This is a genomic window from Methylicorpusculum oleiharenae, from assembly GCF_009828925.2.
GTDB classification, from domain to species: domain Bacteria; phylum Pseudomonadota; class Gammaproteobacteria; order Methylococcales; family Methylomonadaceae; genus Methylicorpusculum; species Methylicorpusculum oleiharenae.
This window is the reverse complement of the sequence record NZ_WUTY02000001.1, coordinates 50889-72382: the sequence shown is the minus strand read 5'-3', so window position 1 is coordinate 72382 and position 21494 is coordinate 50889. Positions and strand designations below refer to the sequence as shown.

The window sequence follows — 21494 nt, the reverse complement described above, 5'->3', positions numbered from 1 at the left end:
TAAAACCGCCTCCGTTGATTATAATTCAGCTTCATCGACAGAGCTGTCCTGTGAAGATGCAGAATCAAAGTGCGTATCCTTTATTCTCATCTTCATCTGAGTCACCGATTTTGTTATGAAAGCTCGGATCTTACTAATCATGTCCAATTCTTCATTACTTAAAGCAAAAGAGCTAAGTTCTTCGGAAATCGAGGGTAAGGCAGATTCAATTCGGTTCATTATGTCGAGCTGAGCTTTAGTGATGTATTGAGGCTTAACACCAATATCGGTTGCAAAACGCCCCCAATGGCGTGCCATCATCCATTTTGGCCGGTTTTCTCCGCCGATCTTAAAAGCAAATTTTTGGCTCAAATTGCCATAAACTGCCGTACAAACCATGTCATAAAAGGGTGCTAGTTGAGTATTTTTTCCGGCAGTCATCAATGATAAATTTTTTGCATGACCATCCATGTTGCCCACCAAAAAATTGAATATCACCCACTCGATTAAACGCCTTTTGTCGATGGCCGGTTGCGAACTGTGTTTCAGCACTGCCTCAAAACATGTTTTCAAAGAAGGGCCACCTTCTGATTCGTATTTCATGCTGGAAGGAACGCCCAATACTTGGCAAAGATCATTCTGATGTAATCGGTGCAAACGATTATCCTTATCTATCTCCCTGTCGTAACGAGCCACAACGACCGCGCTCAATTCCGGCCAATAACGAACATCAGCCACTTCAAGCTTGATTCGTCTGGCCAACATCATAACCATAGCTTCATTAATTGCCGTGCATGGCACGTCTTGCCGATGCTTCACCGAAGGCTTGATGATATGACTGGATGGCGCCGCCCCAAGAGGGATCGATACATTGCCTTTGGAATCGATGAACACCGTCATTTTGTCCTGGGCGCCGGACAAGGACATTCGAGCTTGTTCGCCGTTGATATTCAGAGGAATTCCTCGAGATCGCTGAAACCATTCAAGAATGTCTTGCGGTCTGACAGGCAAGTAGTGCGGCTCATGGGATGGTCGCATTCCTTCTGGTAGCAGTGAAAACGCACCTGCCGTATCGCCGCCGAAGCGTTCAAGCAACCCAAATGTGTTGCCGGATGAAATCTGTATCGCCTTACTGATGAATTCTAAAACATCGCCTTCCGGCAATAGATTCTCAAAAAAAGCAACAACCGGTTCGCCATGATAAGTTTGATCGGAAAGCGGAAGATCACTCGATAGCGACATTGCGTCCGCGTTTGCCAGCCAGGCAGGCGCATAGACAAAGGACATACCTTTAGCAGTGCTTTCCGATAGATATCCAACCAACAGATCACCAGCAAAGATATTCAGTTTTTTTTTCATCTGTCGCGCTTTAAAATAACGACATCAAGTCCAAGCAGATCAAGAACCTGCATAACTTTATCGAATTGCACGGTTCCTTTGCCATTCTCAAGCTCACTGAGAAAACGAATACCCATATTCCCAAGTCCTGCAAGATCCGCCTGAGTAAGATTCTGCGATTTTCTGCGCTGAGTGATAATACGCCCCACATCTTCGGCAGATATTATTTTCCCGTCCGGTAGTATTTTGTAATTCATGGGCCTTTAGCTATATAATTTTCCCGTTCGGGAAATATTATAGCCAAAATGAACCGAATTACCAGGGTTTTCCCTATCGGGATTATAATTAGAAATTTGGCATGACTCCTATCAAAAATCCGCTTGGATTGTAGTTATGCGGCTTTCCGATGTTCGTAGGCCGATCAAACCGTTCATCATCAGCGTCCGGTGACGTCCACGTTAAACGATAGCTTTGTGTTTTTACATAACATTTTTTGTACAAATGTGAGTGATAGTTTAGTATCACTCCTATGAAAACAGAACTTGTCACCACCCTGAAACGTCAGGCCTCCAAAATTCTTGCTGAACTGCACGAATCTAAAGAGCCCGTGTTAATCACTGAGCACGGCCAGCCATCGGCTTACCTTATCGATGTCAAAGATTACCCAAAAAACACGTAAAGCCCCTTTCTTCAGGCGGGGGATATCAGTGTGCTCTTGATTGTAGCTAAACAGGTCTTTCTTGTTGCTCGATATAGTGTTTAAGTATTGAAAGTGGTGCGCCACCGACGGAACCGGCAAAATAGCTGGGACTCCACAAAACACCTTTCCAATATATGTTGTCAATTTCGCTAGCATAGTCAACTCGTAGCCTTCTGCTGGACACGCCTTTAAGGCTATTAACCAGCTTTGAAATACTCACCTTGGGTGGATAGTCAATCAGCAAATGAATATGATTTGTTTCGCCATTAAATTCAACCAAAGTCGTTTCAAAATCACTGCATACTTTTTCCATATACTCTTTCATTGAAACAAGCATTTCATGGGTAAATACTTTATTCCGGTATTTTGTTATAAAGACCAAGTGTGCATGAAGCATAAATACACAGTGCCGTCCGGTTCTAATTTCCATAATAATATTGATAGACCAACCTAAATAGTCTATCATAGCACTATGAACACTCAAACGAAAACCTTGAAAGTCAGAATACGAGATAAACAGGTCGATGTTTTGAATCGTATGGCGTTTGAGTGCAATCAGGTCTGGAATGCAGCCAATGCGACAAGCGCTGAGTTCGCTTGGGTTCCAGTTCCTGAAGTGGGCTATATGACTATGCAGACTTCCGGTTTTGACTTAATGAAGGAACTGAAAGGCATTCGCAAAGAACGCAGTATGATTATCGGTGCGGGAACGGTTCAGGAAGTGATCGCTGTTCACGCGAAAACCCGTAAACAATTCAAGAAAGACAAACTTAAATGGCGGTCTTCAGGTGGCGCAAGGCGCGCGTTAGGATGGGTTCCTTTCAAGTCTGGAGCCGCTCAATGGATCAATGGGCAAATTAGGTTTTGTGGTATCTATTTCAAATGCTGGGACAGCTACGGATTAAGCCAGTACGATTTTAGAAGTGGATCATTCAGCCAGGACAGTAGAGGGCGTTGGTATTTCAATATCGTGGTGCATGTCGAGGCAAAAGTCAGGGTATCAGAAGGCGGTCAAATAGGCATTGATCTGGGCCTAAAAACAACGGCAACGTGTTCGAATGGCGATACTTTAGAGCGTCAGAATGTCTACCGGAATAGTGAAGAAAAGCTTGGCAAAGCGCAACGTGCCAACAAATCCAAACAAATTAAAAGCATCCACGCCAAGATAAAAAACCGGCGTGCGGATGCAATCCATAAGTTCAGCAACAAAATAGTAAAAGAAAACAGTTTAATCGTCGTCGGCAATGTGAGTGCGTCCGGTCTTGCTAAAACTAAAATGGCTAAATCCGTTTTAGATGCAGGTTGGGCAATGCTCAAGGCACAACTTGATTATAAATCCAGAGGGATGCAAGGTGTCTTCCTAGAAGTCAACGAAGCGTACACTTCTCAGACTTGCTCTTGTTGCGGATGGATATCTGCTAACAGCCCGAAGGGGTTAGGCGGTCTTGAAATAAGAGAATGGACTTGTGCCGAGTGTGGCACTGAGCATGACCGCGATCAGAACGCGGCTAAGAACATTCTCCGTATGGGACATCATACGCTAGCAGTAGGAATCACCGTCTCTTCAGGGCGGTGAGGATGTCAAGCTTATGCCCGCAAAGTCGCTGAGGAAGAGCAGGTTTCGATAAACCAGTTTTTTGTTACCGCGATAGCCGAAAAAGTCTCGGCGCTCAAATCCGAAGCCTACTTCCGGGAACGTCAAGCGCGCAGCGAACCGGCAGCTTTGGATGCTTGGCTGGCCGCCAGCCCGGATGCCGAGCCGATGACGGGCGACGAAGTACCGTGATGCTTTAAATCTTAGGCTTTATAGATGCGCTGTGCGTATCCTGCTAGTTGTGGCAAGTTTTCGTGGGGCGACCCCCGTCGCGATTGAGGCGCCCAATTGGAGCTGTTATAAGTAGCGACTATCGTAGCTTTCAGGCTTCGTTTGCTCGCGTCGTTTATCGAATGGCGATGACTTCGACAATCGCAATCTGGGCATCACGCCTACTTTAACTGAAATGTGATAAAGCAGAGCTTGAATTAATTTCCCGTCACTAGGCCAAGAGCGACTCTAGGCTTTCAGCGGTTAAAATACGTTCAGACCAGATTTCGAGTTGTTGAATGTCGGCCTGCTCCATTTTTTGTAATGCCCAGTCGGGTAATTCGCCGTATTTTAAAGAAGTCAATTTAATCAATAAACGCAGAGCTTCTTTTTTCTGACCTCTTTCTTCGCCAATTTTCTGGCCTCGTTTCTCACCTATTTCTTCGCCTTCTTTTTTCCATTGTAGTGTCCAATCGGTTAAGCGTTCGGCTAACATGGCATTGACCTCGGTAAGTTCTTGGTATTCGGGAATCGATTCTGCTTTAAATTTTACGCGCAATAAGCGGCGGAGCCAAATAGCAAAAGAGCGCCGGATCGGTTGATAGTGTGCTGCTTTGAGGTGTTGCTGCAGCAGTTGAATATGAGTTTGCAAGTCGTCCGACGTCGCGCACTGCTGCAAAGACATAAAGCCAAAAACAAACTGGATGTAAAAATCGATAAGCGGTAGGGCGTTTTCGCGATAGCAAAACGCCAAATATACTTTAGGGCCATGGTGGATTGCCTGTCGGCGAATCCGCCTTACCGTATTTCAACTGGCCCACTCCAGTTAGAGGCACCATTGTAGATAACTATTGGCAGTACCGGCGGTAACAGGTCGCCTTTTTTTAGTAGCTGGGAACGAATAATATCCTGGTACAGTAGGCCGAGGTAAGTCATGACTCGATTGGCCATGAAATAATCGTCACTGGATTGAAATTCCAATAACAGGTACAGGTAGAGCCAAGTGTCTTTGAATTTCATGCGCCAGATACAATCATCATGGCGTTGGCGTAGGTCATCGGTAGCAAAGCTGGCTTTGACCGGTTCCAAGGTTTTAAAGTCGATACTGTCCAGCCATTGCGGTTGCACAAATCCGGTGATCAGGTCTTGCACCAGTCGCGGATGGCTAAACAAAAGCTTATAGCAGTGTCGTGCGACAACGCATCTTCCGCATCTTTGGGTGTTGATGAAGCCGGTTTTTTTGCCATGGATTTCGATTAATACAGAGTGGCTTATTACAATAAGACGGATTCTAACAGATCCTGGATTTAAATCAGCCGCCATGCCTGCAGGTATAGGCTCAGAGGGCAAGAGATTAGCTGAATAGCAAGCTGTTTCAGCTAAATCCATAAGCCGTCATGCCCCTCTGGAAAGGGGGTATCCCGTGCCCTGGATGGTAAGCTTCGAGCTATCCATGTGGTCAGGATTCCGGTAATCTACCTGAATGACGAGCATCTTTGAGAATCTGACAATGCAAAACTAAGAGAACCATGAATAAGGTTAAATTTAATCCCATTTTCCTTAAGTAATGGCTGACTTTTGTGAATTAGGGACCAAAAAGCAAAGTCAACTACCTTAGTTCATTATTTGATAAGTTTTACCTGCTAGTCTTTTGACTTACTTTTTGATTCAAGCTTCAGCAGGTAAATAACCATGATTTTTCTTCCCCGTTACAAGTACCCACTGAATTTATTCATAAATTGTTTACTGTTTCTATTCTTAACATTACCTGGTTCAACTTTCGCTGTTGACAACCAGTTGCTCAATGTGACTGTGACCGATGGCATCAGTAATACCGTACTTGGAAATCAGGATGTGACCGTCTATCGCCGCGAAGCTGATCACAGCTTGAAATGGTTTCGTCGACAGGCTACCGATGCTAACGGCAAATTAACACTGGACTTGCCAGGCTTGGGCAACGATACCGTCTATGTGCTGCGAACCGCGATGAAGCACGGCAACCGGACTGCCGATTCCAGTGATATTAAGCAAACCGGCAACTTTGTGTTTAAAGCAGGGAACGTCCGGGTTAAAGCGGTCAATGGCCAAGCTGGCACAGTATTAAGTTCATTTCAGGTTAATGCCTATAAGTCAATGGCGGATGGCAGTGAAGCTTATGTTAGCAGTACCAACACCGATCAAAGCGGCTTGGCCGACTTTAATCTGCCGGATATAAGCAAGGCTCAAGCTTATAAGTTTAGAGCTAAAAACAGTTTTGATAATAGCTGGAAAACCAGCTCCCCAATCAGTGAAACCGGTCTGACGACTTTTGTGGTCGGCAACCAGTTGCTCAATGTGACTGTGACCGATGGTGTCAGTAATTCCGTATTGGGTAACCAGAACGTGACCGTCTATCGCCGCGAAGCTGACGGTAGTCTGAAATGGTTTCGTCGAGAGCCTACCAATGCTAGCGGCAAATTAACACTGGACTTGCCAGGCTTGGGTAACGATACCGTCTATGTGCTGCGAACCGCGATGAAGCACGGCAACCGGACCGCCGATTCCAGTGATATTAAACAAACCGGCAACTTTGTATTTAAAGCCGGTAATGTCCGGGTTAAAGCGGTCAATGGCCAGACTGGTAGCGTATTGAGTGCATTCGATCTCCATGTCTTTAAATCGATGGCGGATGGCAGTGTAGTTTATGTCAGCAGCACCAACACCGATCAAAGCGGCTTGGCCGACTTTGCTCTGCCTGATTTGGGGAGCGCGCAGGCTTATGTGTTTAGAGCCAAAAACAGCTTTGATAACAGCTGGAAAAGCAGTGCTCCGATCCGTCAAGGCGGCCTGACAACCTTTGTGGTCGGTAACCAGTTGCTCAATGTGACTGTGACCGATGGCGTCAGTAATTCCGTATTGGGTAATCAGGACGTGACCGTCTATCGCCGCGAAGCTGACGGTAGTCTGAAATGGTTTCGTCGAGAGCCTACCAATGCTAGCGGCAAATTAACACTGGACTTGCCAGGCTTGGGCAACGATACCGTCTATGTGCTGCGAACCGCGATGAAGCACGGCAACCGGACTGCCGATTCCAGTGATATTAAACAAACCGGCAACTTTGCGTTTAAAGCCGGTAATGTACGGGTTAAAGCGGTCAACGGCCAAACCGGCAGCGTGATGGCAGCGTCTCAAATTAATGCGCATAAAGTAATGGCTGACGGAACCGATGTTTATGTCAGCAGCACCAACACCGATCAAAGCGGCTTGGCCGACTTTGCTCTGCCTGATTTGGGGAGCGCGCAGGCTTATGTGTTTAGAGCCAAAAACAGCTTTGATAACAGCTGGAAAAGCAGTGCTCCGATCCGTCAAGGCGGCCTGACAACCTTTGTGGTGGGTAACCAGTTGCTCAATGTAACGGTGATCGACGGAGTCAGTAATTCCGTATTGGGTAACCAGGACGTGACCGTCTATCGCCGCGAAGCTGACGGTAGTCTGAAATGGTTTCGTCGAGAGCCTACCAATGCTAGCGGCAAATTAACACTGGACTTGCCAGGCTTGGGCAACGATAGCGTCTATGTGCTGCGAACCGCGATGAAGCACGGCAACCGGACCGCCGATTCCAGTGATATTAAACAAACCGGCAACTTTACATTTAAAGCCGGGAACGTCCGGGTTAAAGCGGTCAACGGCCAAACCGGCAGCGTTTTGGGGGCCTATCAAATTATTGCTCAGAAAGTGATGGCTGACGGAACCGATGTTTATGTCAGCACCACCACTACCGATAGCAATGGTTTGGCTGACTTTGCTCTTCCCGATTTAGGCAATACTCAGGCTTATATCTTTAAAGCCAAAAACAATTTTGATAACAGTTGGAAAACCAGCGCCCCTATCAATCAAGGCGGCTTGACGACCTTTGTGGTGGGTAACCAGTTGCTAAATGTAACGGTGACTGACGGTATCAGCAATACAGCTTTGGTGAATCAGGCCGTTACTGTTTTGCGGCGCGAAGCAGACGGCAGTGTTAAAGGTATAAGAACCGTTGCTACGGATGCCGGAGGCCAGCTGAGTTTAGATTTGCCGGGCTTGGGCGCCGGTAGCGTCTATGTGCTGCGCACAGCAATGAAGCATGGTAACCGGACTGTCGATTCCGCTGATATTAAGCAAACCGGCAACTTTGCGTTTAAAGCCGGTAATGTCCGGATTAAAGCGGTCAACGGCCAAACCGGCAGCGTGATGGCAACGTCTCAAATTAATGCGCATAAAGTAATGGCTGACGGAACCGATGTTTATGTCAGCACCACCACTACCGATAGCAATGGTTTGGCTGACTTTGCTCTGCCCGATTTAGGCAATACTCAGGCTTATATCTTTAAAGCCAAAAACAATTTTGATAACAGTTGGAAAACCAGCGCCCCGATCCGTCAAGGCGGCCTGACATCGTTTGTGGTCGGCAACCAGTTGCTCAATGTGACGGTGACTGACGGCATCAGTAATACTGCCTTGGGTAATCAGGGCGTGACCGTTTATCGCCGCGAAGCTGACCACAGCTTGAAATGGTTCCGGCAAGGCACTACCAATGCTAGCGGCAAATTAATGCTGGATTTGCCAGGCTTGGGTAGTGACACTGTTTATGTGTTGAGGACCCAACAACTCTTTGGTTCAGGAACGGTGGATTCCGGTGAAATAGTCACTACTGGGAATATGGAATTCAGAGTTGGTAACTTGCTTGTTAGGGTAATTAACGGTGCTACTAATCAACCATTAGTTGGCCAGGACATTACCGTTATGGAGGAGTCTGTCGACGGAAGTTTATCTTGGTTTGCCCGCGTACCCACTGATCAAAATGGCAGGGTTCCTCTTCATTTGCCGGGCTTGGGGCAAGGCCGCAAATATCTTCTGAGGGCTCAGACTCAACTTGATCAGCGTTCAATAAGCAGTGATTTAATCGTTAATACCGGTAAATTTGATTTTACTGTAGGTAATAAATTGTTAAATGTGACTATGCTGAATGCTCTGGACGGTAAGCCTTTAGCTAATAAAGAAGTGACTGCTTTTGAGCGGTTGCCGGATCAGACATTACGGTGGTTTCAACGAAAAAGTACGGATGCACAGGGCAGGATTGATTTCGATTTGACCGGCTTGGGGCAGGGTTCCAGTTATGTGTTGAAAGCCAATCCTTACGGTAACTGGTTTGAAAGCAAAGACCTCGATAAAACCGGTCCATTCCAATTATTGGCAGGCCCTGTTGCGGTTAAGTTGCATAAGGCTGAAACCGGTGAGGTGATGTCCGGGCAAAGTCTAACGTTGTTTGAAAAAGGTTCTGATGGCCGATTAATTTGGCGTTCGACGTTAGTCACTGATCGCACGGGTGTCGTACGTTTCGATCCTGTCGGTTTGGGCGATGGCCGCTTATTTGTGGTCAGAGCGACTAATTTATTCGGTAACGCTAAACATCACTATAGCCGGTGGATTGCCCAAAAAGGCTGGGTAGACTTTGCTGTCGATAAGGACGATCCGGATAAGCTGGATGATAAGCCTCCGATATTTGTGGCTTTTAATCCTTCCGGAAACTCAAAACTATCCGATAAAGGTTTTCAGCTGACTATGCGGGTGACCGATAATCAGGAAGTCGACAGGGTTGAGATTCTGGTCACTGATCCGGTTGCCGGTGCTTTCTCCGGAGTGGCTGGACTGGTTAAGGGTGAATGGCTGTTTTCTGTTAATGATGCCATGTTGACAGCGGGGCAACTTGTAACCGTTAAAGCAACCGCTTTTGATAAGGTGGGTAATCATTCTGAAATAGCCAAAACATATTCAATTATCGAAGATAAAGAACCGCCTTCTATCGTGATTTCATCTCACAGCGATGAAGATCAAGTTGATGAGCATGGTTTGGCCTTACTCGGAAGCGTTTCCGACAATACCGGGGTAAAATCATTAAAAGCGACAGTGATTGATGCGGGTAAGGGAACTGTTGAAAACAATAAAGAGCTTGAAATGGGTGAAAATGGCGGCTGGGGACTTGCCGTTAGAGGTTTGACCCGGAACGGCACTGTTAGTGTTGAACTGGTTGCTGAGGATTGGGCGGGTAATAAAGCGCATAAAACGCTTGTATTAAATGTGATGACCGAATCGGTAAGTGCTGTTCAATTACTGAACCGGATAACCTTCGGGGCAACCCCTGAGTTATTGAAGGAGCTTAGAGATTCTGGTTCTGCGGCCTTTATCCAGAAGCAATTACATCCTGAGTTAATTGATGATGCTGAATTTGAGGCTTATTTATCGCGTGTACAGGAATTGACGCCACATCTCGAGCAAAAGCTGCAATTTGCTCAAATAGCCCGAGCAATCTCCAGTAAAAAACAGCTATTGGAAGTGATGACCTGGTTTTGGGAAAATCATTTTAATACCGACCGCAACAAAACAAGTAATGGATTCGAGTTGGCTGAGAATGCTGCTTTCAGAACGCATGCTTTAGGACGGTTTAGAGATTTACTGGGAGTGAGCGCAAAAAGCCCGGCAATGTTGCTCTATCTGGATAATCATCAAAGCCATAAATCTGCACCCAATGAGAACTATGCCCGCGAGTTATTGGAGCTTCATACCATGGGCGTCGACAATGGGTATGCCGCTAAGGATATTTCAGAAGTTGCGCGCGTCTTTACCGGTTGGCGAGTGTCTAATGGTGCGTTCCATTTTGATAAATGGCGTCATGACGATGCTGAGAAGTCAGTGCTGGGGAATCTTGTTTCTGCTGGTTCGGGCATATCCGGCGGCGAGTGGGTGCTTGATTTACTGGCAGAACACCAAGGTACGGCGAGGCACATTTGCAGCAAACTGCTTAAACTGCTGGTTTCCGATCAACCTTCCGCGGCCAGCATAGGGTCTTGTTCCAAAGATTTTGTTACTTACGCAGAAGACGAACATCAAATTGCGCGGGTTTTGGAGGGCATCTTAACCTCAACTGCCTTCTCCGATTCCGGCAATTTCCATAACAAAGTGAAAATTCCTCTGGAGTTCGTGGCGGGTTTATTCAGACAGTTGCCGTTGACCATCGCTTTTGAACATACCCGTGTTCAGTTAAGAGAAATGGGTATGGATTTGTTCAATTACCCTGTACCCACAGGTTGGGCTGAAGAGGCGGATCGTTGGGTGAATTCCGGACAATTAATGCAGCGCTGGCAGTTTGCCGGACAAGGCATGATGAACAAGCCTGCTGTCTGGCGTAATTATTTGGAAAATCCAGCGCAGTTCTTTATCGAACAAGGTATAGAAACGGCAGAAGGGGTATTGGGTTATTTGTTTGAGTTGACGCTAAGTCACGATTATTCAAATATAGAGAAAGAAGCCGCGATGGCGATATTGACTGGCAACGGTACAGAGACGTTCTCTGTTCGTGATGCAAGTGCCGATGTCAAAATTCGTAAAGTATTAGCATTAGTGCTGAATTACCCAGCCTACCAATTGCAATAAAGAGGAATGCGATCATGAAAAGAAGACACTTTTTACGTAATTTGGCGGCACTGCCGGTGCTGGGTCGGGGTTTGTTATCTGGTGGCGCACTTTTGTCCGGCTTTAAAAACGCTTATGCGGCTTCTGGCAAGACCTTGGTGGTTATTTTTCAGAGGGGAGGTTGCGATGGGCTGAATGTTGTTGTTCCTCATGGTGAAGATGAGTATTACCGGCTTAGACCGGATATTGCAATCGCCAGGCCCGGATCGGGAACCAGTGCTGCGTTAGATTTGGACGGCTTTATGGGTTTGCATCCCGCTATGGCGCCTTTGTACGATATTTACCAGCAAGGACATATGGCTGTTATGCCCGCTGTTCATTACGATGATGCTAACCGTTCGCACTTCGTCAGTCAGGATTTTATAGAGAGCGGAGTCGGAGGAATGCGGACTGCTGATGGTTGGTTAAACCGTCATTTGTCGAGTAAAAGCCAGGATGCCGAGGTTCGTGCGGTTAGCTTTGGAACGCTGGCACATGCTTTAAAAGGGAATATACCGGTAACAACAATTGATAGCTTGGCTAAATTAGGCGCGGGGATGGATGGTGAAATGCTTAATAAGCTTACCGCTATTTATCAGGAGCCGGTCAGCTCTTTGTTAAAACAACGATTATTGTTAAAGCAGCACGGTGAATTGGCCATTGATAATCTAGCCACATTAGATCCGTACAGCAAACAAGCTTATTCGCCTGAAAATGGGGCGGTTTATCCTAATACAGATTATGGAAGGCAGTTAAGAGATGTTGCTCGATTAGTTAAAGCCGGGGCAGGGCTTGAAATAGCGGCAGTCAACATAGGCGGTTGGGATAATCATTCAGGTCAAGGGGGTGCGCAAGGAACGCAAGCCAGTCGATTAAGCGAGTTTTCAGGAGGCATTGCAGCCCTTTACCGCGATTTGGGTACGGTTTATATGAACGACGTCGTGATTTTGACCATGACGGAATTCGGCAGAACGGCTCAGCAGAATGCCAGTAAAGGAACCGATCACGGGAACGCTTCAAGCTGGTTTGTTATAGGCAATCAGGTAAGCGGTGGAATTTATGGCGATTGGCCCGGGTTGTTACCTGAGCAATTGTATTTAGGACGTTACCTTGCTCATTCGATCAATTTCACGGATATTTTTGGTGAACTTTTAGCCAGACACTTAAATAACGCTTCAGGCTTGGCAGCTGTTTTGCCTGGAAGTCATTATCAACCGGTTGGCTTTTTAGCTTAATGATCGTCAGGGGCTGAACTCAGACGTCTTGGAGGTAGATTGCTGCAGTCTCGAATGCTTCCTCTGGTGTCCCATGGAACGTCCCGTTATCGAATGGACTTGGCTCATATTTTTCATTGCTGTAGGAATAGAAAGCCATGCTCCATCGGTCTTCATCCCCGAAAAAACGTAATCGGCACAAAAGAAGTGGTATGTTACCTTTAGCCGTCCTTCCTTATAAAGTGTTTCTACTGGACAGGCGGTGGCTTTTGCTTTTGGCGGAATGCCTTTGGGTCTGCCTCCGTTTCTCCCTCTATCCCTGGCTGCGGACAAGCCGGCTTGGGTTCTTTCCTGTATAAGTTCGCGCTCAAATTCGGCTAATGAGGCGAACAGGTTAAAGCTTAACCGGCCTTGGGCCGTGGTGGTGTCACTGGGATCGTGCAGGCATTGCAGGCCGATCTTTTTCGATTAAGTCATTGACCAGGCTAATCAGGTGATTGAGCGATCGCCCCAATCGGTCTAGCTTCCAGATTACCCGCCATCACCCGGGCGTAGGTTATGAATCATCTCATTCAATGCCAGGCTCTGGTCTTTGGTGCTGCCCCGTGCATAGCCAATTTTCATGAAGGCCGATCTCCAGAAATTGTATGAAAATTTCGTTTCTACAAAGCGTTTTAAACCTTGTTTTCTAAAACCGCAGTACCGAACCATAAAATCAAGGACTTGAAGGTAAACACGGCGAACTTTTATGGTTCGATAAAATCCTCGTTTTATCGAACCCGTGAATAGTGGACGTAAACGGCAGAATGACCTGTTTGAAGTCTTGTTTGATTTGCGTGATTAGCTAGACTAGACTCGGCCTTTTTAAGGAGCATGTAATGCAAACTGTCAATATGTTAAAAGCCAAGTCCTCTCTGTCCCGCTTAGTCGAAGCCATTGAGCAAGGGCATGAGCGTGAAATTGTGATTGCCAGAAATGGCCGTCCAGCTGCTAAACTTGTTCCGGTGGATAGTGGACCAACCGGGAAGCGGATTGGTGTGGCGAAAGGCTTGTTCGTGGTGCCGGACAGCATTGATGCGCATAACGACGAAGTGGCTCAGTTGTTCATGGGCGAGGTGCATTCTTGAATCTGCTGCTGGATACTCACGTTGCACTGTGGGCTATCACGGATAACCCAAAACTGCCACAAAACGCGCGTGATTTAATTGCGTCACCCAAAACGAACGTTTGGGTCAGCGCGGTGAATGTCTGGGAAATTGCCATCAAGCATTCGTTAGGGCGAGGCGACATGCCGGTTTCTGGCCGAGACGCGATGCGCTATTTTCAGGAGTCGGGTTATCGCTTTCTTGCCGTTGAGGCGGAACATGCGATAGCGGTCGAAGAACTGCCTTTACAGGCGGTCAACGACAGATAAATCGGCATCGCACTGATCGGGTTCACCACCGAAATCAAGCCGACCAAAAGCAGTACGTATTCGTTCCAGTTCATTTGGTTCCTGTTTCTAGGCCCTATATGATTAAATGATCACTCCGGCCGCGACCGTATGAAACGACACTGGATCGATAACAATGAAGCTGCCGGTGGTGCGATTGTCGGCGTAACTGTCCACGAACAACGGCTGCTGCAGTTTCAGTCTGACCCGCAGGATATCGTTCATGACAGTCTTTTCAGGCACGGCCTCATGTGCCAGCGTGTTGACATCAACCCGGTAACTCAAGTCATCGAACAGGGCATTGACGGTTCGAGTTGTGTGTTTAATCAGATACTTGCCCTGCGCTTGCAAAGGCTGCTCCGACAGCCAGCAGACATCCGCCGTTATTATCTTGATGGCACGCGGAGGATGGACCGGATCGGACAGCATATCGCCGCGCGATATATCGATTTCCCGATCCAGCGACACCACCACCGAGCTGTCCGCACTGGCTTTTTGTAATGCACGTTCTGCAATGTTCAAGCGAGTCACTCGGGCCCGATGTCCTGACGGCATCACCTCTACTTCATCGCCAACTTGTAAGTGACCTGAAGCCAGTGTGCCTTGATAACCGCGAAATTCCACGTCGGTCGCGTCGTTGGCGCCATTGCCCATCATCACGCGCACTACGCGCTGGACCGGTAGTCTCAGCGGCGCTTGATCGGCGTCGCGCCGGGACGGGATGGTTTCCAGATGCTCGAGCAAGCTCGGGCCGTCATACCACGTTATGGCTTCCGCGTGGGTTGCCACATTGGTGCCGTTCAGCGCCGACAAGGGGATCGCTTGAACATGATGCCGACCCAACTGGCCGACGAAAGCGTTGAATTCGTCGACAATGGCTTGATATATCGATGGTTGCCAGTCGACCAAGTCCATTTTGTTGACCGCCAGCACGAGTTCGCGGATGCCGAGCAAATGCGCAAGATAGGCATGGCGGCGGGTCTGGGTAATGACACCTTTTCGAGCGTCGACCAGTAAAATCGCCAGATCGGCGCTGGACGCGGCGGTGACCATGTTCCGTGTGTATTGCTCATGGCCGGGCGCATCTCCGATAATGAATTTGCGCCGTGCCGTCGAGAAATAGCGGTAAGCAACATCGATAGTGATCCCTTGTTCACGTTCGGCGATAAGGCCGTCTGTCAACAATGACCAATCGATTGCCGCCAGCCCGCGCTTTTGCGAAGTCGCCTGAATTGATGCCAATTGATCGGCGGCGACGTTGCCCGTGTCGTACAACAGTCGGCCAATCAACGTGCTTTTACCGTCATCGACGCTGCCGGCGGTGATAAAGCGCAGTAGGCCGGACGGGCTTTGATTGGGTGCCAGTTCAGTCATTTCGTTGTCTAGCGATGGGTGGGCTGATATGTTCATTAGAAATACCCCTCTTTTTTGCGTTGTTCCATAGCCGCTTCCGACGCTCGGTCATCCAGGCGCGTGGCGCCGCGTTCGGTGAGCAGGCATTGTGTCGTTTCGGCGATAATGTCGGCCACGGTGATGGCCGTCGACGCCACCGGCGCCGTGCAAGAAATGTCGCCGACCGTTCGAAAGCGGCAACTGATCGTTTCCACGGTGTCGCCATGGTTCGCCGGTGTCAGGTGCGTGACCGGTACCAGAATGTCGCCGCGCCGAACGATATCACGCAGATGGGAGAAATAAAGCTTGGGAAGCTCTATGTCTTCTCTTTGGATGTACTGCCAGACGTCGAGCTCGGTCCAGTTCGAAATCGGGAATACCCGAACATGATTGCCCGGAGCAACACGCGTGTTGTACAACGACCAGAGTTCAGGACGCTGGTTTTTGGGTTCCCATTGGCCGAACTCGTCTCGCACGCTGACAATGCGCTCCTTGGCCCGCGACTTTTCCTCGTCGCGCCTCGCACCGCCCAAACAGGCGTCGAAACCGAATTCGGCGATCGCTTCCATCAATGTCACAGATTGATGGGGATTACGCGATTCCAGTTGATGCCGCAAACGTACCGAACCTTTCCGGATCGAATCTTCGACGTTACGAACGTGCAGTTGGCAATCGTAGCGTTCCGCCATGCGGTCGCGGTAGGCAATCACTTCGTCGTAGTTATGGCCGGTGTCGATGTGCAGCAGAGCTAAGCCGATACGTTCCGGATGAAAAGCCTTGTAGGCCAGATGGAGTAACACCGCCGAGTCTTTACCGCCGGAATACAGCAAGACGGGGTGGCGGCATTCGGCAGTCACTTCCCGCAGGATGAACAGCGCCTCGGCTTCCAGCAAGTCCAGGTGATCGGCCGATGGATGTGGCATGTTCAATAAGTCCTTTGATTGCAAGTTCATATCATGGCTCCCATGAGTAATCGGAAACGGGTTGCGATTGACGTACCGGCCACAACGGGTCTTTTCGCGCGCAGAAACTGTCGATGACGGCTGTCATGTTGCTGTCGACAAGACGGCGTTGATATCGGAACTATTTACTGTCCCGGCACTGCCGGAGTAGCTTTTGGATTTAAACGCCAATACCACTGAGTTCATTGCGGAATTCTTCCAGGTTGGAGATGGCTAAGGTGAACTGGTTTGGGCCAGTAACGAGTGATCAGTCGGGTGACCAAGGTGCTGATGTAAATGTCGTTGTACATATGGACGTAGGCAGTTTGCCAAAGCTTGGCCGCTGCCGAGCCGGAGTATTGAAGCTGCAGCATCAGAAAGGTTGTGTTCATGACGATCTCCAGAATTGATGATGGGAGGTCATGGTAGCAATCTGTCTTTAATTCATCCAATATATGTGCTCAATAAAAACGTTCTTTTCTATTAATGAAGAATGTCTTCGCTGAATTACCCCCTAGGCTCAACGCCTTACAACTCGTCCAAATCCGATAAAACCGTTTCGGCACGCCGGACTATCGCGTCGCGTTCTGAAGCCGCGAAGCGGTCGAGATTGCGGTAAACCAAGCTCAGTCGCGGATTGTGGTTGAGCTTTTCGCGGTGACGGATAAAAAATTGCCAGTACAGCGCGTTGAACGGACAGGCAAGGTCGCCGGTGCGGGTTTTTTTGTCGTAGCGGCACCCTTTGCAATAATCGCTCATGCGATCGATGTAGGCCGCGCTGGATACATAGGGTTTGGTGGCGAGCAGCCCGCCGTCGGCGAACTGGCTCATGCCTAAGGTGTTGGGCAGTTCCACCCATTCGAAGGCGTCGATATACACGCCGAGATACCAGCGATGCACCGCGTCGGGCGCAAGGCCCGCCAACAGCGCAAAATTGCCAATCACCATCAAACGCTGGATATGATGAGCATAGGCATATTGCAATGATTGGCCGATGGTCGCCGCCAGACAATTCATAGTGCTTTCGCCGGACCAGAACCAGGACGGCAGCGGCCTATCGTGGCCGAAATAGTTTTGCATCACGTAATCCGGCATCTTCGCCCAATACACACCTCGCACGTACTCGCGCCAGCCCAGAATTTGGCGAATAAAGCCCTCGGCGGCCGCCAGCGGAGCATGACCTTGGCGATAGGCGATTTCGGTGCGCTCAACCACCTCGCGCGGATTGAGCATTTTGGTATTGAGCGCGAACGACAGCAGCGAATGAAACAGCCGCCAACTGCGCAGACTCATCGCGTCTTGAAAGTCGCCGAAATACGGCAGGCCCTGAGCGATGAACGTGTCGAGTTGCATTAAGGCTTCAGCGCGATTCAGCGGCCAGCGGAAATCGCCGGCATCAGCTTCGCCAAAACTGCGCACGCCTGCCGAAACGATGGCGTGCCAAAGCGCCGAATGGTCGTGATGTGGTCGCTTGTCGTCTGGCACAGCCGGTGTGCCGAGCCAAGTCTTGCGATTATCGTGGTCGAAATTCCATTGGCCGCCGATCGGCCGTCGGTTGTCTTGCATCAGTACGTTGTGTTTGACGCGCATGCGACGGTAGAACATTTCCATCAGCCAATGGGGCCGTGAGCCGAACAGTTCAGTCGCTTCATCGCGTCGAGTGTAGAAATGTTCGGTGTCGTCAGCCTGGCTTGGAATCGCCAGATTTCGGCAATAAGTTTGCAACTGTCGATCCAACCGCCATTCGTCAGGCAACTGGTACTCGAAACGCGTAATTGGGTAGCGTTCGATCAGGTCATCCAGATTGGCGGGCAGCGATTGAGAGTTATCGGGGTCATCGATTTTTAAGTAATGTACACGATGGCCTTGGGTTGCCAGATGCCGCGAAAATTCGCGCATCGCCGCGAAAATGGCGATGATTTTTTGGGCATGGTGCAGCACATAATCGGTTTCCTGGCGAATTTCCATCAACGTGTAGATCACGCTTTCGTCAGTTCGCGCAAACCAGCTGTGCAGTGGGTTAAGCTGGTCGCCAAGAATCAGGCGTAGTGTGGTCATGTTGCAGCTACCGTTGATCGCTGACGGCGGCAGCGCTCGGAGCAATACTTCACCGAGTCCCAGTGTTTCGTCCATTTTTTGCGCCAGACAAACGAGTGGCCGCAAACGATGCACAATTTCGACGGTAGCAAGGCTTTACGGTGCATCAATACTCCAGTTCAGTTTGTTCAGTCGCCGGCGAGCGCATTTGGTTTTTTGGGCGCCGGGACGGCAGTTTGAGCGCGCCCTTTTTTCGACGATAGCAGCCTTGGCGGGTTTGATCTCGGTGCGGTTCCGTATTTCGTGGAGTTGCAGGCTTGCCGGATTCCATATTCCAGATTCCAGATCGGAAAATATCCCCTTATATGATGCGCATATAAAACAAAATATCATGAATTATAGTTTTTTATGCCGACGTATACGGAGCGCATACAAAAAAGGGGGGGTTAAGCGGTTCTTTCGAACACGTTTTAAACGTTTTGCAACGGGTAAGAATATTTGGAGAGCGGACATTGGCGATGAGAAAATATTAAGTGATTGGTTATTCGCAGTCGGCTCAAAACTGCCGGTTCTGTGATTGGCGAGGAACTCAATGGATTTATGTTGACACCTGCACTCCCGGGCATCAAGTCAATTCTGCAACGTGCCGCAACTGAGAAATTGGTTTATTTTAAAGAGCCTGGAGTATTTGGCAGAACACTCCCGACTGAGATTAACTTTACCCTGACCCCGATTATTTCGGGTTTTGAATTGACAACAATTTACTGCATACGGAATCGCAGATGTCTTTGGCGTTTTTAAACTTTTTGATATCGATCTGCTCTTTGCAATACTGATGACTTTTTCTCAAAAATCTCCCATAAGGGGCGGGTGTCAAGAAATGTCTTAGCAGGGTGTGCTGTTGAAGCACCTTTGAGATAGTTTCAGCATTGCCCGCAACCAATGAATTAACTTCTACTTCTGATGCTGGTGATTCGTCACTTTTTGTTAGCACTATATTGATGTGCTTGGTGCCATTTATAATTTGTACATCATCAATAAGAAAGCCGAGTTGAAGCGCTAAAGCTCGAATTGTATTAGGGTTGAACCAGTAAAGATGACCGACATGAAATATTTTATTTGGTGCATGATATGTCGCCTCGATATTAGGTATCTCCATTAGCACATGCCCGCCTTTTTTAAGTAGTTTGTGCATTTGTACCATTGCTTCGCGAGGATTGGGCAGATGTTCGAACACATGATTAATGGTTATCAGGTCATATTGGTTTTCAGTTGTTAAATCTCGAAGAAATCCAGTTCTTATGGTGTTCAAGTGAAGATTAGATCGTGCATAGTTTGCATACTCTTCGTTAGGCTCAATTCCCTCAATTAAGATTCCTATCTTTTGTAAGACATATGCAAAAAAACCCGCCCCTGCGCCTACATCAAGCACTCGCATACCATCTCTATATACCGATAGAAATCGAGTTTTTCTGTCTATGGCTCTCAGCGTTTCTCGATAACAGTGCTTGTGTTTTGGTTGAAAAGCCTTTTTGTACTGTTTTCGATACTCAGAAGAATAAAACTTTTCAGTACATTCAATAGTCGGCTGAGGATCGACCCAGACCAAACCGCAGTTTACGCACATTACGTTAGTAAGCGGCTGACCATTTCGGTCTTTTTTGGCAATGATTTTTGTCTGATTGTTTCCGCATACTGCGCAAGGCAATGATGCTATCCAGTGTTGTGCTGAGAGCACTTAATACCTCCTCAAAAAAGTTAGGTGAAAATCGGGCTCAACCATTTGACTGACTTAGTTGCTAACGTTTCGGAGCTTTTCAATCAATAATTCGGGTCAGTGCGGTTAGGCAAGTACGTGCATTCAATTGGGTGTGAATTCCAGTCCAGTAAGGCAGGCGAGTCGCTGGATAGAGAGCTTTGGGTCGGCGGAAGTAATTCCAAAGATTAAGCACAGGCCAATGCAAATTTAGGCTATGGCTTGCGTTTTTGCGGGTATTTTTGCCGAGGCAATTAACCCAGCTAAAAACAGTAGTTTAGGTGCTGCCAGGGCCGCGTTGGCAATCCAGGCAGTCATGGCTGGTCTCCATTACTTACGGGGTGAGTGGATGTAATGGCGGATTGGCTATCGTAACCGTTCGCATGGCGGATGGTGGTATTCATGACGATCTCCTCAAAGTGATCAATACGCCGCCATACTAGCAATCGGCCATTAACTCATCCAATATATGTAATTAATGGATATGTTCTTTTTTGTGAATGTAAAATAGCTTCGCTTAATTATCACAGGGGGCACTTGCGTTATTTTTGGATAATCGCCAACGAAAGCAACCTGACTCTAGCTGCAGAGCGTCTGCACGTTTCACAGTCGGGACTCAGCATCCAATTAGGTCAGCTCGAAGACTCACTCGGACAAAAGCTATTCGAGCGCGAGGGCAAACGCTTGCTATTGACCGAAGCAGCCCGGATTGCGCTGGATTATGCCAACTTCATCTTTCACACTGGCGATGAACTGTTCAGCGAAATGCATGGCCGTTCTGCCGGCGAACGTCAGCTGTTGCGGATTGGCGCCCAATCGACATTGTCGCGCAACCTCCAGCTCGAATTAATGCGTTTCTGGGCATACAGCGCAAGGCTCTATGTGAAATACAGCGGATAATTGAAGCCGGACATGACGCCGGCGAACCATGACGACACCGTGGAAACGACTTCAACAATTTCGCATGATGCGTATTGGTGTAGCTACTAAGCTATAAAATAATGTTTCCTATTTCATAAATAGGTTTATTGTTTAAAAGACAGATACAACGAATGACCATAAATGACTTAACTCCGATACTAATACGACTGCCCAAATCAGGATGCTTATTCCGGTGGCCGCGGCGGCAATATCCTTAATGACACGTATTTTTTCGTTTTGCCGTGTTTCCACAAAATCGCAGAGTGTGCTTCTACAGTAGTGTTAAACATTTCGCAAATCAACATCAGGCCGGTGGCGGCGAATACAGAGATGAAATCCACCCATTGGCGAAAATAAAAACAGACGGCCAAAACCAGAACTGAAAGTATGACTTTATAGGCCACGCTGAAATCATATAAAACCGCGTAACGTAGACCTGATAAACAGACCTTCAATTTTCTAAAAGGGTGGTAGCCGCTCTGGCCCGTATTGAGAAACTTGTTGCGCATA

Annotated in this window: 21 protein-coding genes; 7 read left to right on the top strand and 14 right to left on the bottom strand. The window is 48.1% G+C overall.

What is annotated here, in order from left to right:
- Positions 1 to 18: 18 nt before the first annotated feature.
- Positions 19 to 1338 carry a type II toxin-antitoxin system HipA family toxin gene (locus GO003_RS00320; RefSeq protein WP_159658125.1) on the bottom strand — a complete coding sequence of 440 codons (1320 nt, stop codon included), beginning with the start codon at positions 1336 to 1338 and terminating at the stop codon, positions 19 to 21.
- Positions 1335 to 1574 (bottom strand): helix-turn-helix domain-containing protein, encoded by a 240-nt coding sequence (locus tag GO003_RS00315; RefSeq protein WP_159658126.1) that lies wholly within the window; start codon positions 1572 to 1574, stop codon positions 1335 to 1337. Before GO003_RS00315 ends, GO003_RS00320 begins: the two co-directional genes overlap by 4 nt.
- A gap of 272 nt (positions 1575 to 1846) precedes the next feature.
- Between GO003_RS00315 and GO003_RS00310 the strand changes: the two genes are divergently transcribed.
- On the top strand, positions 1847 to 1996 hold the full coding sequence (locus tag GO003_RS00310; RefSeq protein ID WP_159658127.1) for a type II toxin-antitoxin system Phd/YefM family antitoxin: 150 nt from the start codon (positions 1847 to 1849) through the stop codon (positions 1994 to 1996).
- A 46-nt stretch (positions 1997 to 2042) separates the two neighbouring features.
- Here the strand turns inward: GO003_RS00310 and tnpA are convergent, their stop codons facing one another.
- Complete coding sequence (tnpA, locus tag GO003_RS00305; RefSeq protein ID WP_159658267.1) at positions 2043 to 2447, bottom strand: IS200/IS605 family transposase; 405 nt, start codon at positions 2445 to 2447, stop codon at positions 2043 to 2045.
- A gap of 42 nt (positions 2448 to 2489) precedes the next feature.
- Between tnpA and GO003_RS00300 the strand changes: the two genes are divergently transcribed.
- A complete protein-coding gene (locus tag GO003_RS00300; protein WP_159658128.1) occupies positions 2490 to 3593 on the top strand; it encodes an RNA-guided endonuclease InsQ/TnpB family protein in 1104 nt (367 codons plus the stop codon).
- Positions 3594 to 4053: 460 nt separating this feature from the next.
- Here GO003_RS00300 and GO003_RS00295 read toward each other — a convergent pair whose 3' ends face one another.
- Both GO003_RS00295 and GO003_RS00290 read right to left on the bottom strand, forming a co-directional pair.
- On the bottom strand, positions 4054 to 4506 hold the full coding sequence (locus GO003_RS00295) for a hypothetical protein (RefSeq protein ID WP_159658129.1): 453 nt from the start codon (positions 4504 to 4506) through the stop codon (positions 4054 to 4056).
- A gap of 113 nt (positions 4507 to 4619) precedes the next feature.
- Positions 4620 to 5210, bottom strand: a complete 591-nt coding sequence (locus GO003_RS00290; protein ID WP_206444730.1) for an Rpn family recombination-promoting nuclease/putative transposase — start codon at positions 5208 to 5210, stop codon at positions 4620 to 4622.
- A gap of 417 nt (positions 5211 to 5627) precedes the next feature.
- On the opposite strand from GO003_RS00290, the gene GO003_RS26335 reads away from it, so the two are divergent.
- Both GO003_RS26335 and GO003_RS00280 read left to right on the top strand, forming a co-directional pair.
- On the top strand, positions 5628 to 11273 hold the full coding sequence (locus tag GO003_RS26335) for a DUF1800 domain-containing protein (protein ID WP_231088739.1): 5646 nt from the start codon (positions 5628 to 5630) through the stop codon (positions 11271 to 11273).
- Between the two features lie 14 nt (positions 11274 to 11287).
- Positions 11288 to 12526: a DUF1501 domain-containing protein gene (locus GO003_RS00280; protein WP_159658131.1), complete on the top strand. Its 1239-nt coding sequence runs from the start codon at positions 11288 to 11290 to the stop codon at positions 12524 to 12526.
- A gap of 6 nt (positions 12527 to 12532) precedes the next feature.
- On the opposite strand, the gene GO003_RS26760 is transcribed toward GO003_RS00280, so the two are convergent.
- Positions 12533 to 12949, bottom strand: coding sequence for a recombinase family protein (locus tag GO003_RS26760; protein ID WP_231089165.1), 417 nt, complete (start codon positions 12947 to 12949; stop codon positions 12533 to 12535).
- Positions 12950 to 13383: 434 nt separating this feature from the next.
- On the opposite strand from GO003_RS26760, the gene GO003_RS00270 reads away from it, so the two are divergent.
- Positions 13384 to 13632, top strand: coding sequence for a type II toxin-antitoxin system Phd/YefM family antitoxin (locus GO003_RS00270; protein ID WP_159658132.1), 249 nt, complete (start codon positions 13384 to 13386; stop codon positions 13630 to 13632).
- A complete protein-coding gene (locus GO003_RS00265; RefSeq protein WP_206444731.1) occupies positions 13629 to 13919 on the top strand; it encodes a type II toxin-antitoxin system VapC family toxin in 291 nt (96 codons plus the stop codon). The genes GO003_RS00270 and GO003_RS00265 overlap by 4 nt, the downstream gene beginning before the upstream one ends.
- 102 nt (positions 13920 to 14021) lie before the next feature.
- Here the strand turns inward: GO003_RS00265 and GO003_RS00260 are convergent, their stop codons facing one another.
- From GO003_RS00260 to GO003_RS00240, 6 genes are all read right to left on the bottom strand, one after another.
- On the bottom strand, positions 14022 to 15347 hold the full coding sequence (locus tag GO003_RS00260) for a sulfate adenylyltransferase subunit 1 (RefSeq protein ID WP_159658133.1): 1326 nt from the start codon (positions 15345 to 15347) through the stop codon (positions 14022 to 14024).
- Positions 15347 to 16282 (bottom strand): sulfate adenylyltransferase subunit CysD, encoded by a 936-nt coding sequence (cysD, locus tag GO003_RS00255; protein WP_159658134.1) that lies wholly within the window; start codon positions 16280 to 16282, stop codon positions 15347 to 15349. Before cysD ends, GO003_RS00260 begins: the two co-directional genes overlap by 1 nt.
- A gap of 191 nt (positions 16283 to 16473) precedes the next feature.
- The gene (locus GO003_RS00250) at positions 16474 to 16662 is read right to left on the bottom strand and encodes a hypothetical protein (protein WP_159658135.1); all 189 of its coding nucleotides are present in this window, start codon (positions 16660 to 16662) and stop codon (positions 16474 to 16476) included.
- Between the two features lie 136 nt (positions 16663 to 16798).
- Positions 16799 to 18373: a cryptochrome/photolyase family protein gene (locus GO003_RS00245; protein WP_407942106.1), complete on the bottom strand. Its 1575-nt coding sequence runs from the start codon at positions 18371 to 18373 to the stop codon at positions 16799 to 16801.
- Complete coding sequence (locus GO003_RS26500; protein WP_159658137.1) at positions 18325 to 18474, bottom strand: DUF2256 domain-containing protein; 150 nt, start codon at positions 18472 to 18474, stop codon at positions 18325 to 18327. The genes GO003_RS00245 and GO003_RS26500 overlap by 49 nt, the downstream gene beginning before the upstream one ends.
- A 566-nt stretch (positions 18475 to 19040) precedes the next feature.
- Complete coding sequence (locus GO003_RS00240; RefSeq protein WP_159658138.1) at positions 19041 to 20045, bottom strand: class I SAM-dependent methyltransferase; 1005 nt, start codon at positions 20043 to 20045, stop codon at positions 19041 to 19043.
- A 555-nt stretch (positions 20046 to 20600) separates the two neighbouring features.
- Here GO003_RS00240 and GO003_RS00235 point away from each other — a divergent pair.
- Complete coding sequence (locus GO003_RS00235; protein ID WP_231088738.1) at positions 20601 to 20963, top strand: LysR family transcriptional regulator; 363 nt, start codon at positions 20601 to 20603, stop codon at positions 20961 to 20963.
- A gap of 132 nt (positions 20964 to 21095) precedes the next feature.
- Here GO003_RS00235 and GO003_RS26495 read toward each other — a convergent pair whose 3' ends face one another.
- Both GO003_RS26495 and GO003_RS00230 read right to left on the bottom strand, forming a co-directional pair.
- A complete protein-coding gene (locus GO003_RS26495) occupies positions 21096 to 21236 on the bottom strand; it encodes a diacylglycerol kinase (protein ID WP_407942050.1) in 141 nt (46 codons plus the stop codon).
- Entirely contained in the window at positions 21170 to 21493 is a 324-nt protein-coding gene (locus tag GO003_RS00230) for a diacylglycerol kinase (protein WP_269144302.1), read from the bottom strand. The genes GO003_RS26495 and GO003_RS00230 overlap by 67 nt, the downstream gene beginning before the upstream one ends.
- Position 21494 lies beyond the last annotated feature (1 nt).

What these genes read in the sequence shown, in the direction of transcription:
- GO003_RS00320 (WP_159658125.1), bottom strand. Translation starts at nt 1,338, where the DNA reads ATGAAAAAAAAACTGAATATCTTTGCTGGTGATCTGTTGGTTGGATAT.
- GO003_RS00310 (WP_159658127.1), top strand. Translation starts at nt 1,847, where the DNA reads ATGAAAACAGAACTTGTCACCACCCTGAAACGTCAGGCCTCCAAAATT.
- GO003_RS00260 (WP_159658133.1), bottom strand. Translation starts at nt 15,347, where the DNA reads ATGAACATATCAGCCCACCCATCGCTAGACAACGAAATGACTGAACTG.
- GO003_RS00230 (WP_269144302.1), bottom strand. Translation starts at nt 21,493, where the DNA reads ATGCGCAACAAGTTTCTCAATACGGGCCAGAGCGGCTACCACCCTTTT.
- GO003_RS00290 (WP_206444730.1), bottom strand. Translation starts at nt 5,210, where the DNA reads ATGGATTTAGCTGAAACAGCTTGCTATTCAGCTAATCTCTTGCCCTCT.
- GO003_RS26500 (WP_159658137.1), bottom strand. Translation starts at nt 18,474, where the DNA reads ATGCACCGTAAAGCCTTGCTACCGTCGAAATTGTGCATCGTTTGCGGC.
- GO003_RS00270 (WP_159658132.1), top strand. Translation starts at nt 13,384, where the DNA reads ATGCAAACTGTCAATATGTTAAAAGCCAAGTCCTCTCTGTCCCGCTTA.
- GO003_RS00250 (WP_159658135.1), bottom strand. Translation starts at nt 16,662, where the DNA reads ATGAACACAACCTTTCTGATGCTGCAGCTTCAATACTCCGGCTCGGCA.
- GO003_RS00280 (WP_159658131.1), top strand. Translation starts at nt 11,288, where the DNA reads ATGAAAAGAAGACACTTTTTACGTAATTTGGCGGCACTGCCGGTGCTG.
- GO003_RS00315 (WP_159658126.1), bottom strand. Translation starts at nt 1,574, where the DNA reads ATGAATTACAAAATACTACCGGACGGGAAAATAATATCTGCCGAAGAT.
- cysD (WP_159658134.1), bottom strand. Translation starts at nt 16,282, where the DNA reads ATGAACTTGCAATCAAAGGACTTATTGAACATGCCACATCCATCGGCC.
- GO003_RS00300 (WP_159658128.1), top strand. Translation starts at nt 2,490, where the DNA reads ATGAACACTCAAACGAAAACCTTGAAAGTCAGAATACGAGATAAACAG.
- tnpA (WP_159658267.1), bottom strand. Translation starts at nt 2,447, where the DNA reads ATGGAAATTAGAACCGGACGGCACTGTGTATTTATGCTTCATGCACAC.
- GO003_RS00295 (WP_159658129.1), bottom strand. Translation starts at nt 4,506, where the DNA reads ATGTCTTTGCAGCAGTGCGCGACGTCGGACGACTTGCAAACTCATATT.